General features: G+C 38.6%; 12 protein-coding genes. 4 read left to right on the top strand and 8 right to left on the bottom strand.

What is annotated here, in order from left to right; translation table 11 throughout:
- Positions 1-185: 185 nt before the first annotated feature.
- The 5 genes from ANA7108_RS0124665 to ANA7108_RS0124645 form a co-directional block, all read right to left on the bottom strand.
- Positions 186-725, bottom strand: a complete 540-nt coding sequence (locus ANA7108_RS0124665) for a YqeG family HAD IIIA-type phosphatase (RefSeq protein ID WP_016953511.1) — start codon at positions 723-725, stop codon at positions 186-188.
- Between the two features lie 523 nt (positions 726-1,248).
- Positions 1,249-1,821, bottom strand: a complete 573-nt coding sequence (locus tag ANA7108_RS0124660) for a DUF3727 domain-containing protein (protein ID WP_016953510.1) — start codon at positions 1,819-1,821, stop codon at positions 1,249-1,251.
- 131 nt (positions 1,822-1,952) lie between these two features.
- The gene (gene ruvX / locus ANA7108_RS0124655) at positions 1,953-2,429 is read right to left on the bottom strand and encodes a Holliday junction resolvase RuvX (RefSeq protein WP_016953509.1); all 477 of its coding nucleotides are present in this window, start codon (positions 2,427-2,429) and stop codon (positions 1,953-1,955) included.
- 1 nt (position 2,430) lies between these two features.
- Positions 2,431-3,663, bottom strand: a complete 1,233-nt coding sequence (locus tag ANA7108_RS0124650) for a GNAT family N-acetyltransferase (RefSeq protein ID WP_016953508.1) — start codon at positions 3,661-3,663, stop codon at positions 2,431-2,433.
- Between the two features lie 235 nt (positions 3,664-3,898).
- Complete coding sequence (locus tag ANA7108_RS0124645) at positions 3,899-4,099, bottom strand: hypothetical protein (protein ID WP_016953507.1); 201 nt, start codon at positions 4,097-4,099, stop codon at positions 3,899-3,901.
- Between the two features lie 225 nt (positions 4,100-4,324).
- On the opposite strand from ANA7108_RS0124645, the gene ANA7108_RS0124640 reads away from it, so the two are divergent.
- The 4 genes from ANA7108_RS0124640 (at position 4,325) to ANA7108_RS0124625 (ending at position 9,593) form a co-directional block, all read left to right on the top strand.
- A complete protein-coding gene (locus tag ANA7108_RS0124640) occupies positions 4,325-4,951 on the top strand; it encodes a Coq4 family protein (RefSeq protein WP_016953506.1) in 627 nt (208 codons plus the stop codon).
- Positions 4,952-5,158: 207 nt separating this feature from the next.
- The gene (locus tag ANA7108_RS0124635) at positions 5,159-5,917 is read left to right on the top strand and encodes a TIGR00297 family protein (RefSeq protein ID WP_026104434.1); all 759 of its coding nucleotides are present in this window, start codon (positions 5,159-5,161) and stop codon (positions 5,915-5,917) included.
- A gap of 290 nt (positions 5,918-6,207) precedes the next feature.
- Complete coding sequence (locus ANA7108_RS0124630) at positions 6,208-6,966, top strand: peptidylprolyl isomerase (protein WP_026104433.1); 759 nt, start codon at positions 6,208-6,210, stop codon at positions 6,964-6,966.
- On the top strand, positions 6,915-9,593 hold the full coding sequence (locus ANA7108_RS0124625) for a type I secretion system permease/ATPase (RefSeq protein WP_016953503.1): 2,679 nt from the start codon (positions 6,915-6,917) through the stop codon (positions 9,591-9,593). Before ANA7108_RS0124630 ends, ANA7108_RS0124625 begins: the two co-directional genes overlap by 52 nt.
- 290 nt (positions 9,594-9,883) lie before the next feature.
- Here ANA7108_RS0124625 and ANA7108_RS0124620 read toward each other — a convergent pair whose 3' ends face one another.
- The 3 genes from ANA7108_RS0124620 to ANA7108_RS0124610 form a co-directional block, all read right to left on the bottom strand.
- The gene (locus ANA7108_RS0124620) at positions 9,884-11,017 is read right to left on the bottom strand and encodes an ABC transporter permease (protein WP_026104432.1); all 1,134 of its coding nucleotides are present in this window, start codon (positions 11,015-11,017) and stop codon (positions 9,884-9,886) included.
- A gap of 504 nt (positions 11,018-11,521) precedes the next feature.
- On the bottom strand, positions 11,522-12,703 hold the full coding sequence (locus tag ANA7108_RS0124615) for a hypothetical protein (RefSeq protein WP_016953501.1): 1,182 nt from the start codon (positions 12,701-12,703) through the stop codon (positions 11,522-11,524).
- Positions 12,704-12,788: 85 nt separating this feature from the next.
- Positions 12,789-14,417: a peroxidase family protein gene (locus tag ANA7108_RS0124610; RefSeq protein WP_016953500.1), complete on the bottom strand. Its 1,629-nt coding sequence runs from the start codon at positions 14,415-14,417 to the stop codon at positions 12,789-12,791.
- Positions 14,418-14,495 lie beyond the last annotated feature (78 nt).

The raw sequence follows: 14,495 nt of genomic DNA, 5'->3' as shown, positions 1-14,495 counted from the left end.
CTAAAAATTGTACAGCGCCAATCCCTCTATAGTGAAGGCTGACGCTGTACGGGTTTATATTTATCTGTTATCTGCTAGGGTCTTTTTTGGCTGACCCTGATGTTATTAGCATATATAATCTCTGATTTTTGAGCAGAAGCAAGAAAGCTTAATCATTTCTTTAGATTTAGTTTGCTGATGATTTATCAATCTTTATGAATTTTTGTGTGCTTAGGTGTGATGGAGGCTCCTAATATTTCTGATACCCAAACTTCAAAGTTACGGATGGGATGAGAACGGAGAATGGTATCAGAATGGACAATTGGTTCCACCAAAATGGTAAACATTCCTAGACGATTACCTGCGATCACATCAGTAAACAAGCGATCGCCTACCATACCCACTTCATGTACAGGTAAACTCATTCCGCGTAATGCAGCCCTGATTTTGCGCCGTGAGGGTTTAGCTGCACCCAGATAGTAAGGTAAGTTCAGGGAACGAGCAATACTACCAATTCGCCCTTCGCTCAGGTTATTGCTGACTAAGTACAGTGCAGTGCAAGTACGGATTTCTTCTACCCACTGTTGCAGTTCTGGAGAAGCCTCCTTCACTTTAATCGGCACTAAAGTGTCATCCACATCCAACACCAGCCCTTTCAACCCATATTTTTGGATAGTGTTTGGTGTCAGGTTCAAGACTGAACCTTGTAAAATCAAGTCAGGCTGTAAGAGATTGTTCCAAGCCATAATAATTCGTAATTCTTAGTTCGTAATTAAGTAGAAAAACGTAAATAAACATAGCTGACATCTTACACTAGTACCTACAACCGCTAGAAAATTGATTCCCAGGTGGGTTAATAAACTAATTGGAAATAGTGCAACATATAGCCGTGGACAGGGTGGTTAGGACATCAATTGATAATGAAACTCCCACTACAAGAGGGTTTTACTCCTGACTCCTGACTCCTGACTCCTGACTCCTGACTCCTGACTCCTGACTCCTGACTCCTGACTCCTGACTCCTGACTCCTGACTCCTGACTCCTGACTCCTGACTCCTGACTCCTGAATTATTACTATTTTTCTGTTTCCATTATTAACAAATAAAGTTACTCTATTCTGTAATTACGAGTTCTAAATCATGGGATTTTTTGATTAATAAATTTCCACTGCCAATCAACGTAATCGAGTCAGATTGGCAATGGAAAAATTTCAACTTCACAATTCAGAAATGTTATTTCTAACTATTAGTGTTTAATTTTAAATTCGGATTATTCAACTTGATTAAACAGATGCTCTTCCAATAACGGTTGAACTTTCCGAAACTCTTCAGGAGATAGCAATTCAGGCTTACCCGTATCGGTTATCCGAGCAAAAAATAGCAGAGGATCGAGAGGTGTGTAAACTGCATATTCCTGATCTTCATGGTAAAAACTAGCGAGTAACTGGAGTTGCTCAGGTTCTAAATCTGCCTCGTCATCTTCAATTTCTAAAGTAAAGAGTTCTGATTCTTCCACTGGTGGTAAATCACCCGCCACCGTCAAAGCATAAGCAGTATTTTTAACAACCAGATTCTGCTCAGATAGAACGGCTTGAGCGGTGCTAAAGACTCTGTTGATGGTAGCATCATCTTCTACCAAAATAGCTTCTTCTTCATCACCTTCATCTTGCCATGCAAAGATTTCTATTGGTGAGTCCACTGGCAGAAGTAAAACATATTCTTGTCCATCTACTGATAGCGAATGCTCAACATAACATTCAAGCGATCGCCCACTGTCATCTGTCAAAGTGATAGAACCAAGGTTAGCGTGATCATTTTCGTCAGAAAATTGAGAGGAAGACATAGCCACATTATGTAAATTTATCAATACCCACAAGTATGGAAATCATTGAAATATCTGATGATAGTCAATGTCAACCAAAAAGCTGGATATACAGTTGAGTAATAGTTTTCAGAATACCATGTTAAAAGGTATCAATCCTCAGTAAATGCTACTGATCTATTCGAGGTACTTCGTCTGCTATCTAGCCATTGTTGCAGAATCAAAGCAGCAGCTTTGCGATCAATTAGAGCCTTATGACGCGATGGTGAGCGATTTTCCGCAATCAGCATTTGTTCTGCTTGATAAGAAGTTAATCGCTCATCCATATATTCCACAGGCAATTTGAGCGCTTGAGCCAGTCTAGTGGCAAATTTTTGGACATGGCGAGCCTGAAAACCCAAAGAACCATCCATTGAATATGGTAGACCAACAACCAGAACTTGCACTTGGCGCTCATTCACTATTTGTTGTATTTGCTCTACATCTTCTTTAAAGGATCTGCGCTCAATGGTAGTGATACCTGTGGCAATTAAACCAGTACCATCACAACCAGCCAGACCAATGCGCTTGCTACCGACATCCACCCCCAAAGCTGAGATCAAAGACTTTGATTGCTGCTGAAATATCACGCTAATTTATCTCCTGCTGGGCATCTGTTGGCTCAGATTGGCTAGATGCATCCATATTCAAGTTGTGGCTACCAAAAGAAACAATTTCTGACTTTGTCGGTACAGGTCTGTCTGACTTAGGCTGTGGATGTTTTGGTATCCATGACATCCCTCCTGGTATGGGTTTGCGTGCTGGTTGCAGTCCTTGTAGCACTTCTGGCCATTGAATACCTTCCAAGGAGACAAATTTTGATTCCCGCAGTTTATGCCAAACTGAGCGCGACATAATCAGGGTATGTTCTATGCGTTTAGCCCCAATGCGCTCCAAATATTCCTCCCGCTCTGGCTGATAATCTGAGGAAGCCAGTTGCATACCTTGTTGAGGAAAATCTTGGGCAATGCGAGCTAGTTGAGACAACAATTCTGGATATAACCAAGTATATGCTGGGTGAACTGTCAGAGTTGCCACATGGGGGTTTTCCCCTTTCCGGTCAAGTTGTACCTGAAAATGACCAATGGCGGCTTTACGCTGGGGTTCAAATACATAGCCACTAACAACTTCAGTTTTAGTCAGCCACTGTTTGACAGCATCTGAGAGAACGCCGAATAAACTGGTTTTGAAGTCATGGGTGTGGCGGTCAAACACCTGACGAACTAAAGGAGGCATTGATGCTGTATCTAATTGATATAGCAATGGGGCATCAGCATTACTTACTGGCAATAGGTTCGGTAGGTCTGGTTCAGCTTGTGCTAATTCAACCAACAACTCGGCGCTAATTTCCCAGTATGTCATTTCCGCTAGTCGCTGAAATCCATTTTGCCGATAGAGCGCTAGAGCTTCTAGATCATTAACATTAACTTCCAATAGCCAGGTTCGAGCTTCTAAAATTGACTCAAAGCAATGACGCAACAGTTGAGAGCCGACACCTTGCTTATCAACAGCACGGTCTAACATTACCCTGTCAATTCGCCAAGTGCTGCGGGTACGGTTAAACGGTGAGACTTGAATCATCCCCAAAAGCATCCGTCCTTGTTCTGCCACATAGCCACAGAAGCGGTACTGGAAAGGGTTGGGAAACCAACTCAAAAACTTGAGTAACCCAAACCAGTGGCGCAGCCATTGCATGGTAAAAAATGCTCCTTTGGGAGAGTGGGCTGCGAATGAATCTTGAGTTAGGCGCTCAATGCCATCCAGATCCCGGTATTGGACTGGTCGAATGACAATGCTGAGGTTTCGAGGAAGTAGTGAATTCATTTTGATTCAAGCCGCCATTTAGCCTTTACTAATTGCGATTGGTGAGGTGATGCTGCAATAATCTTAACGGCTTTCCGCTCCTAGCTATTGCTCCAAAAGAGTGATTTTCTTAACTTAATACTTAAAAAAAGCATAAAAAGCAGAGATCGTGAATATACCTTTGGTCTGGAAATCACAACATCTGCTTTTATTTTATGGTAATTCTGGTTAAAATTCTGTATAATTTTTACTGTTTCTATAAACCTTGCCGAGAAACCAGCTTTTCAAAGTTGGCTTGGGTTTGATGAAGTAATTGTTGGCGACTATCTTCTACTGTCTGTTGGAGGTTTGGAACCAAGTTGCGAGCCTGGAGAGTCATGTGCAACTGTAGATGAGCAACATATTCACTGAAATCTTGGTTGTCTACAGATGCGCCCGTTAATAAATTTGATTCCATTGCCACTGTATTCTCCTTTGATAAATTTTGTACAAATTCATAACATGATCAAAAGTTATCATGTTGTTACGTCTAGATTGTAAATTTGCAATGAAGTGTAACGGTTGTTTACAGTAGTCCAGCAGTTAGGATGTTGATGAGAGTTGAGTAGCGAGTCAGAAGTCAGAACAGAGGAGTTGAAGACATTTCTAAAAATTCATAACTCAGTACTCATTACTTAGAATTATGTTGTTTAAACTTAAAACTATCTATAAAGCCATTCAATTTGCTAAAAATTCCCATAAAATTGGAGATTTTGCTATTCTCAAAGCCGAGGTTTTGGGTGCAAAAGTCGATCCGGTAGTAGCCGCTAAACTACAACAGGTTGTAGGATATTATCCGCGTATCGACTTAGATTTATTGAGTCAATATCCTCATGGCACTTTTGGACGAGAATATGCTGCTCACATGAAGGCAAATTCCCTGAAGCCTCTAGATATTAGTCCTGAGATAGATGACATAGCTAGACGCAATGTTTTTAGTCTGCGGTATGTCGTCACCCATGATATTTTTCATGTGTTGCTTGGCTTTGACACTACCTATGCCGGAGAAATTGGCGTTCTGGCCTTTGCTGCCGAGCAAAACTACAGCAAATCACTCAAAATTAGTTTATGGTTAGCTAGATTTTTATATCCTATCCTTGCGCCTCAACAAATCAAAGCAATTTTTGCCAACATCCAAAAAGGTCAAGAAATGGCGAGTCAAGCTGATTTCCTGTTGGGTTATCGCTGGGAAGAATATTGGGAAGAACCGATTAACAAGATTAGACAACGGTTCAAGTTACCAGAAATTCCCACAATAGGATTCGACTAAAATTATTTAGGTAGTAGCGTAGCGATCGCACTTTATGGAGTCATGCTACAGCATTGAAGTTCAGCTGGATAGAGTTTGGGAAGAAAAAATGGCCGCTGCACTAGAATTAAAAAATCCCAATGGTTAACTTACGATAAGTCTCTGGTAAAAGGGTATAAAATAATTTTTTACCATCAAAAACTTGAAAATACTCAGAATTTATTACCAATGTTAAATTTACTTGAATCTGTAAATCCCTGGTTAATTGGTGTAGGTTTAAATGCGATTTTGTTGGGTATAGTGGCGATTATTCCCAAAAAGTTACTCACTCCTGCCGGTATTTTCCATGCTTGGTTACTGGGAATTATCATTTGGGGTACATTAGGTTGGCAAGGATATTTAGTCGTAATATTTTATTTTATCGTCGGTTCAGGAGTGACGCGCATTGGCATGGCGCAAAAGGAAGCGGCCGGAATTGCAGAAAAGCGTTCTGGTGCTAGGGGACCAGAAAATGTTTGGGGTTCGGCGTTAATTGCGGCTTTGTGTGCCGTGGGAGTGTTGCTTGTACCTGATTTAAAGTTTTTGCTATGTTTGGGCTATGTAGCGAGCTTTAGCACAAAGTTATCGGACACGACAGCGAGTGAAGTGGGTAAAGCTTATGGTAAAAGTACCTTTTTGATTACGACGCTGCAACCTGTAGCTAGAGGTACAGAAGGAGCAGTTAGCTTAGAAGGGACTTTAGCGGGTATTGTTGGTTCAGTAGCGATCGCACTTGTGGCTTGGGGTGTTAATTTAATTGATATCTTCGGAATTTTTTGGTGTGTATTAGCAGCATTTATCGCTACAAATTTAGAAAGTGTCATTGGTGCAACATTGCAATCTAAATATACCTGGCTTACTAATGAAGTCGTAAATATCATCAACACATTTATTGGTGCGGTTTCTGCTATCAGCCTGTCCTTACTCTGGAAAAGTATATTTGTTTAAATATTTACCAAAAATTTACCAAAAATTTACCAAAAATTCCTTAAACCCTGACAGCATATTTGCTGTTTTTTTTATATTTACTGCCTCAAAACATACTAAATATTATGTCAATAATTACTTTTGCTGTTTAGCTAATTTTCAGTAAGTTAGGTTAATTTTATAATTATTTATTTTTCACATATCTAATTCATAGAATCTTTATCATTATGAACCGTAATTTTCTACTGTTTTATCTATTATTCAATAGAAAAGTTGTATAGATTTACTAGTGGTTTCTTCATATTTATTTCATGACATCTTCATCATTTTTTACTGTCAACAACGAGCAGATCGACCTTTCTCAAGTGATCAAGTATTTACAAGTCTCTGGTAAGCTGAATCAGTTTATTAGTGATGTAATTCGTCAATATGTCATAGAACAAGAACTACAGACACGAACAGATATTGATATCAGTCCATCCTTAATTGAACAAACAATTATTGATTTTCGACTGAAAAACCAATTAACTGATCCTCAAAAATTCCAAGAATGGTTAATAAACAATGGTAGTGACTACACTACATTTCATGAATCAGTTACTTTTAGCTTCAAATTAGAAAAATTAAAAGCCGTAGTTGCAGAAGAAAAACTACCAGAACACTTTATTAACCACAAAATTTATTTAGATCGTGTGGTTCTTTCTCGAATTATGGTTGATAACCGAGAACTTGCAGAAGAAATTAAAACTCAAATTGAAGAAGGCAGTAGTTTTGAACAATTAGCAAAAGAGTATTCATTGGCAGATGAACGCATTTTTAATGGCATGATGGGACCAATTAGTCGAGGGAGTTTACCCGATGTAGTGAGGGCGGAAATAGATGCTGTAAATCCTGGACAAATCACAGGAGTAATAGAACTAGAAGGGCGTTACAGTTTATTTCGAGTAGAACAATTTCTGCCAGCATCTTTAGAAGATACTCAACTAAAAAAATCACTAGAAAATGAGTTATTTGATCAATGGCTAGGGTCGAAAATTCAAAAACTGACAGTCAAATTACAAGTGAGCTAAAAATTCTGGATAATAACTATTTACAAGCGAATGTGCTAGATTTGTTACCTTGGAATCAACCACCACTATCCTGGCTTACAGATGTACAAAAAACCGAATTAAAAAGTAATTCGGAAATCCGTGAATATAAACTTGGGGAAAAAATTTGGTCAAAGGAAGCCAGCGAATATCAGTTTTTTATCGTTACTGGTAAAGTTCGTTTACGAACTGAAGACGTAAGCAAACCTTTAGCAACTTTACAAAAAGGAGATTGGTTTGGTGATTGTCAAAAGTTATTTACTGATTGTAAAGCTATAGCTGCTAGTAAGGAAGTAGTAATTGTGTGTTGGAATTCAGCACTATGGGCAAAGTTTTCCAATCCCCAAATAGATGAATTTTGGAATTTGACAGGTGATATAAAAGGTGACAGAAAAGATAACAAGGAACAGGTAATAGATGACAGGGGAAAGATGGAAAGAGGAGAAAATTCTTCTTCACCTTTTTCACTGTCACCTCTCACCTCTCACCTCTCACCTTCTTATCCTTTTGTCGCAAGTGGGAACACTGGTGCGGCTTGTTTAACAATGGTGGCGCAATATTTAAATAATGCTGTACAACTGGAATGGGTACAACGTCAACTGCGAGGACAACGCCCTAAAAATCTGATAGAAGCAGCCGAAAAAGTAGGGTTAGTTTTGCGTCGCGTGCAGGTAAGTTGGGGTGAATTACGACAGTTATCATTTCCTGCTTTGCTGCTGTGGAAATCTGAATCTATCAGTAGTTGGGTTGTAGCTTATGGGATGAAAGGTAATTGTTTAATTATTGCCAATCCTCTCAATTTTGAATGTGAATATTTAACCGAATCAGTAGTAGAATCTTGCTGGGATGGTAAATTATGGCAAGCAGAACTGGTTTCTAAACAGGAAAAATTTAACCTTTCTTGGTTCACTCCCGCAGTTTGGAAATATCGAGTTTTGTTAGGTGAAGTATTGCTGGCTTCCTTTACTTTGCAATTGTTGGGGTTAACGACACCGTTAATTACCCAAGTCATCATTGACAAAGTCATGGTACAGGAGAGTTTAGCAACTCTCGACGTAATGGCGATCGCACTTTTATTGGTTGCTATATTTGAATCTATCCTGGGTATGCTGCGGCTATTCATCTTTACCCACACAGCACGACGTTTAGATTTGAGTTTATCGGCTCAACTTTTTCGCCATTTGATGCGTTTACCCTTGGCTTATTTTGAGTCGAGGAGAGTGGGAGATACAATCGCTAGAGTTCAGGAATTAGAACAAATTCGCCAATTTCTGACAGGTACAGCTTTAACAGTTATTCTCGATAGCATCTTTGCAGTGGTGTACTTGGGATTGATGTTTTATTACAACATTCCCCTCACCTTTGTAGCTTTGGCCGTATTACCCTTATTTGCAACTTTGACAATTGTTGCGACACCAATTTTGCGGAATTGGTTAAATGAAACTTTCAACCGTAGTGCGGACAGTCAATCATTTTTAGTAGAGACAGTCACGGGTATACATTCAGTTAAAGCCCACGCCGCAGAACCAGTAGCTAGAGAACGCTGGGAAGGCTTATTTGCTCGCTTTATTCGCACCAGTTTTAAAGCTTCTACAACATCTAATATTAGCAGTAATATAGGTGATTTTCTCACTAATTTTTCTACATTGCTGATACTTTGGTTTGGGGCAAAATTAGTAATTGATCATCAACTCACAGTTGGTCAATTAATCGCCTTTCAAATGTTATCGGGGAGGGTCACAGGACCGCTATTACGCTTGGTGCAATTGTGGCAAAATCTCCAACAAGTGCTACTATCTGTAGACCGCATTGGGGATATTCTCAACGCCGCACCAGAAACGGAAGCAGGAACAGGTTTAGTATTGCCACCGCTTAAAGGTGAAGTTAATTTTGAACAAGTATTTTTCCGCTATAATCCCAACACTGAACCTGTATTAAAAGGAATTTCTTTTAATGTCGAACCTGGGCAATTTGTAGGAATTGTTGGACGTAGTGGTTCTGGAAAAAGTACCCTTTCTAAAATTTTACAACGCCTTTATCAAATTGAATCAGGACGGATTCTTATTGATGGGTTTGATATCAAAAGTGCGGATTTGGCATCTTTACGACAACAAATCAGCGTAGTTCTCCAAGAAGACTTTTTATTTAATGGTTCTATCTTGGAAAACATCTCTTTAGGAAATCCAGATATTACCGCCGAACAAGTTGTAGAAGCTGCCAGATTAGCCGTAGCCCATGATTTTATCAGTCAATTACCCTACGGTTACGAAAACAATGTTGGTGAAAGAGGTACAGCTTTATCTGGTGGACAAAGACAACGAATAGCTTTAGCAAGATTGTTTCTTTCTACTGCACCAATTTTGATTTTAGATGAAGCTACCAGCGCTTTAGATAGTGAAACCGAACAGCAAGTATTACAAAACCTGCAAAAAGTTTCTGCTAACCGCACCGTGTTTTTAATTGCTCACCGTTTCGCACCATTAAAACGTGCTGATTTAATATTAGTCATGGAAAAGGGCATAATTGCGGAAAGGGGTACACACGCAGAGTTATTAAAACAAAAGGGTTTGTACTGGTCACTTTATCAACGACAGCAGACGAATATTTGAGGGAACACCAATAGATAAATTACCCAAGAACTGTAGGGTGGGTATAGCCTTTGTATAACCCACCTTTACTGTTCGTGTAAATGGTAGTAAGTAGGTAAACAGAAAAATTTAAAGGTATGTGAAGAAAAGTAAATAGGGGTGAAACCCTCTTTCCCCCTGCTAGAAAGCCCCCTGCTCCCTGCCTTACCCCAACGACAATTTTTAACGCCCACCTACTTAGTTTACGGTGTTAGGAAAGCAAATCTTGATTTTTATCATTTTATATGAGTGTGCTTAATCCACTCTACCAATTAGCTTAATTGACTACGAAACTTGTTAACACTAATAGTTAATAACACAACAGCAAAACCGATTAATGCTAAAACATTTAACCACAAAACATCTAAACCAACTCCTTTGAGTAAAATACCGCGCACAATTGTGATGTAATGTCGTAGGGGATTAAATAGAGAGAGAAATTGAAACAAAGAGGGCATAGCTTCAATAGGAGATATCGCCCCAGAAGTTTGTATCATTGGTAAATTTATAAAAAAGGATGTGAGTAATACTTGTTGTTGAGAACCGCAAATAGTTGCCAACATAATTCCCAAACTAATTCCCACAAATACATACATACTTGATAAGGCGATAAATAGCAGAAAACTACCACGAAATGGCACATTGAATACGACTGTTCCCAACGTCAAAGCTAGTAGCACATCTCCCATGAGTAGAAATGCCAATGGAACAATTTTAGCTAATAAAATTTCCCAGTTTGTAGATGGAGTCATTAACAATTGCTCCAAAGTTCCTGTATCTTTCTCGCGGACAACAGTTACTGCTGATACTAATGTGCCAATTAATGTCAGGACTAAACCCATAACTCCTGGTATGAAAAACCAACTACTTATGAGTCCGGGATTGTAAAGAAAAACAACTTCAGTTGAGACTGGGATACTAACTATATCTGGCATTAAGGTGAGATTATATTGTTGAATAATTTGACTAACATAGTTAGCAGCAATACCTGCTGTATTTGCATTTACTCCATCGATAAATACTTGAATTTCTGCTGATTTTTTGGCTAGTTGACGTGGGAAATCTGGTGGAATTATGATCCCAACATCTAGCTTACCTTCTTCTACTTGGCGGCTTAAATCTTTTTCATTGGTTGGTACAGATTCTAATTTAAAAGTGTGATTGGATGTCATTGCTGAAACTAGTTCTCGACTTGCAGATACATTTGCATAATCAATTACACCCAATCGTAAATTATGAACATCTGGATTAAGTGCAAATCCGTAAAGTAATAATTGTACTGTTGGTGGCACAATTAACAAAACAATTAATTCTCTATTTCGCAGAATTTGATTAATTTCTTTCTGCACTAATGACCAAAATGGACTATCAAACAATCGCCAAATATATTGCCAAATATATTTCATATGATTTAGTTGGTGATTAATCATTTTTGAGAAAAAGTATAGTATCTAAATTGTTCTAAGTAGGTGAACCGAAAAAACCGTAGACGCGCAGCGGCTTCTCGAAGAGTACTATGTAACGAAAAGTAAAATCTCTTCTCTGTTCCCTGTTCCCTTGTCATAACAACAATTTTTAACGCCAACCTACTTAGACAGGACTTACGCAACTGGCATATTAGTAGGGTGCGTCAGATATCAATAATCTGTTTATTTGCAGGATTTATGCAGTCTGACGCACCCTACAAGAGATTTTTAGTGTGACACTTGCGTAAGTCCTATTAGAGAAGCTTGTGCAATATTCATATAATTTGTTAACAAACTGATATCTTGCTGAAAATGAAGTTGCATAAAATAAGATTTCCAGGACAACTATCGCAGATAAATACTTCTGGAATTCATGGATTTCGTCATTCTCTGCAACTTCACATACAATTTCTATTTCTTGGGTTCTTGAATTGCTGTGAAAAGTCAGACAGTGGGTTCCTGGTATTCGACTCCTCGTTTATTGTGACGGGACTCAGCCACAATCGGATAAACAATGCTGCGTAACCGATTAATCGCACCGATAGGACGATGTACTGCTAGACCATTCCCTGGAGAAAAACTGAGATTTTCCCCAAAGTCATTTTCTAGGGGAGAATCAACCTTCTGATGCTTAACTGTCAGACGACCAATTGTAAAGAAGGGTGATTCTTCTTCATTCCAAGGAATGGTGGTATCATCAATGGACATTTCTGGTTTAGTTTGAAATTGGATTTGAAAATCCCAAGTATACTCAGCATCAGGTTTTGCTAAAGCTTGAATGATATCCTCCCGGTAGTAGTTATCCTCTGAACCTAAAGCTTTGGCTTTTCTTAGCTCGCTTTCTGATCTGGACTCTAGAGAAAGTTGTTGATGAGGTGGTTGACTGGAAACCGGAATAAACCCATATTTAATCACAGATGGATATTCTACAGGAACTCGACCTGGTTTGTAGGGATCAAAATCAGATTTGAGTCCTAGAGAATATGCTGAAGCACTCCAATAGCGTTCTATAAGCAAAGTTTTGGGAAACCGTTTGAAACTAGTTTTTAAAAGATTGAATTCGTAGGGATGTAAGTTTAGCCATAAAAGCACTAACAGCTTAAAAAGTGGAAACAACCCTGCTCGATAAATCGCCAAAAAAAAGCCGTAGAAGTCTTTAATGCTTCTCACAAAAAAGAGTTCGGTATTGTGGACAATAATATCTTGGGTTTTTAACTCGTGACTTTGTGGTAGTCGTTCTCCTTCTACCCCGATCACTTTTACGGCCATAGAGCGCGTATCGCCTTCATAATCACCCTTGACTGAGAACGCACCACTTGCAAATCGTAGCCAAACTGGATATTGTTTCGGTTGGGCAAATAAACCTTGTTTTAGGGAAATTGCTTGAAGTTGAGCTTCAGTTAATGAGGTGTGTTTGCTCAGTTCTTGCTTAATTGCTGCTTCATCAAAGTCAAAGATTTCTAGAGTACCTTGAACAGCCGCGTGGGTTTTTGAGTGAGTATCTCTTTTGGCAATTTTTTTCTTTTCACCTCCGTAAAGGTTGTCCATGTTCTTTTTGACTAACTCACTCATGAGAGCGCAATATTTTGCTTCGTCTTTTTCTGGGTATTCGGTAAATAGTTTCATGTTTTTACAGGTTGATGTAATAATTGTGGCGATCACTTGTTTGCTAAAGCGATCGCACTAAAAGCTGATTGATGCGGAATATCTCCTAGAGGTCAAAAGTAACTTTGTACTTCTTATCTGATGGAGGAACGTTACGATTCACTAAATCTGAAACAGTTTTGGTATTTTGAATAATTTCCCAACCCACAGGAGAAAAAGTCTCTTTATTGAAAATATTGGGTGATAGTAAAGGATTAGTTAGCGCCTGAGAAAAGGCATCAATCCCAATTAAACGTGCTACTAGAGGAGGAATCGTTGAATTTTGCCGCACATCCTCAGCGTAAAGTCCCACAAAAAACTCAATTTTATCTACATGACCATATAATTCTTTGAGTTTCTTTTGAGTAAATTCATCGCTGGTAATTTGCTCAAATCTATTCACTCTGGGGAAACCACACATTTCTCGATAATCGTTGTAGCTTGCTAATTGCAGTTGTCGTCCTAGTTTGATTGAGGGTAACTCGGTTAACTCAACCAATATATCAGGTGTGTTGAATAGACCAATTCTTGTCCCTGGTTGGGAACAAGTTTCTTCCATCAATGCACCTAAACCTTGGTCAATAAACAGCTTATTGTTCCAGAGAGTTGTAGCAATATGGGTTGGTTGACCATTATATTTAAAGGTTTCTGGAATCGCACTATGCCAGCGATAAACAAAGTCAAACTCAATTGCCATCCAATTGGTACGATGCCAACTTTCCTTAGTAAAAGCTTCAGGATCAGCAAACAACTTAAAGTGATAAGGAGTGATGTGATTAATGTACTCTTCCATAATGATTTTGAGAATCATCGCCATGAGAATATTTCTCGAAGTTTGGAAGAGGCGTTCATCATCCCAATCTGGATAATTGCTGGCTAATACATCACAAAGACGATTATGTTCCCGGATACACATAGTATTGAGCATGACATAGCCAATTTGCACATTTGCTCGTTCTACTCCCATTGCAAACATATATTGTTTTTTATCTGCGGGCTGTCTTTTCTCATCATTGATGGGTTCATAAAGTCCCTCAAATTGAGGATCAACTATACCTTGTTCTGGATCAGCATAATAAAACAAGGGATAATCTTCTTCTACACCATCTTGGCGCTTAAGTTTTTGAGTTTTAAATTTACCTCCTTGAAAGGTTCTTAAAAGATGTGTTTGTTTTCTGGTTAAACCATAAACATTAGATAATTCAATTTCATGGTTGGAGGTATTTTTTAATTTATTAGTGTGATCAAGGCGGAGGAAACTATCAGTAAACCACTGCACCCAATAGGGAAACAGCATAGTTGATTTGGGAGAATAAATTGTTTTACCATCTCTTTTACGGAACAAAACAGCCAAGTCTTCAACTTTAGGTAAATTGCCCTCAGCATTTAACTTTGGATCAGGTGGTAGATGTCTTCCTGTATAAGTGCGATCTTTGAGGGATTCCCAGGAAGTATAAGTATCAGTTTTTTTAGGAATTTTAGTATCAGGAATATGCTCATCTAAGGTCATCATACTGTAGGCATTAGGACGAGTAGGAATTTTGTAGATGAGACTATTAATTAGAGCTTTGTTAACTGTACGTTTTAGAGATTCATTGCTTTGAATAAGTTGCCAAATGCCTTCAAAGTTTGTTAAAACAAATGTCTGAAGCTTGTTGCTAAAACCGTCTTTAGATGTGTCTCTTTTTGCAGTCATAATTATTGTTACCTTTTTTTAAAACTGATGTATTCAATTTACACTAAATTCTCTGATTTACTTACCTAAGTTCATTCA

The organism is Anabaena sp. PCC 7108, from assembly GCF_000332135.1.
Taxonomy (GTDB): Bacteria; Cyanobacteriota; Cyanobacteriia; order Cyanobacteriales; family Nostocaceae; genus Anabaena.
The sequence above is the reverse complement of the archived record's forward strand: the minus strand, read 5'-3'. Positions and strand labels throughout refer to the sequence as shown.

What these genes read in the sequence shown, in the direction of transcription:
- ANA7108_RS0124635 (WP_026104434.1), top strand. Translation starts at nt 5,159, where the DNA reads ATGTTAAATTTACTTGAATCTGTAAATCCCTGGTTAATTGGTGTAGGT.
- ANA7108_RS0124615 (WP_016953501.1), bottom strand. Translation starts at nt 12,703, where the DNA reads ATGAAACTATTTACCGAATACCCAGAAAAAGACGAAGCAAAATATTGC.
- ANA7108_RS0124650 (WP_016953508.1), bottom strand. Translation starts at nt 3,663, where the DNA reads ATGAATTCACTACTTCCTCGAAACCTCAGCATTGTCATTCGACCAGTC.
- ANA7108_RS0124630 (WP_026104433.1), top strand. Translation starts at nt 6,208, where the DNA reads ATGACATCTTCATCATTTTTTACTGTCAACAACGAGCAGATCGACCTT.
- ANA7108_RS0124645 (WP_016953507.1), bottom strand. Translation starts at nt 4,099, where the DNA reads ATGGAATCAAATTTATTAACGGGCGCATCTGTAGACAACCAAGATTTC.
- ANA7108_RS0124625 (WP_016953503.1), top strand. Translation starts at nt 6,915, where the DNA reads ATGGCTAGGGTCGAAAATTCAAAAACTGACAGTCAAATTACAAGTGAG.
- ANA7108_RS0124660 (WP_016953510.1), bottom strand. Translation starts at nt 1,821, where the DNA reads ATGTCTTCCTCTCAATTTTCTGACGAAAATGATCACGCTAACCTTGGT.
- ANA7108_RS0124665 (WP_016953511.1), bottom strand. Translation starts at nt 725, where the DNA reads ATGGCTTGGAACAATCTCTTACAGCCTGACTTGATTTTACAAGGTTCA.
- ANA7108_RS0124640 (WP_016953506.1), top strand. Translation starts at nt 4,325, where the DNA reads ATGTTGTTTAAACTTAAAACTATCTATAAAGCCATTCAATTTGCTAAA.
- ANA7108_RS0124610 (WP_016953500.1), bottom strand. Translation starts at nt 14,417, where the DNA reads ATGACTGCAAAAAGAGACACATCTAAAGACGGTTTTAGCAACAAGCTT.
- ANA7108_RS0124620 (WP_026104432.1), bottom strand. Translation starts at nt 11,017, where the DNA reads ATGAAATATATTTGGCAATATATTTGGCGATTGTTTGATAGTCCATTT.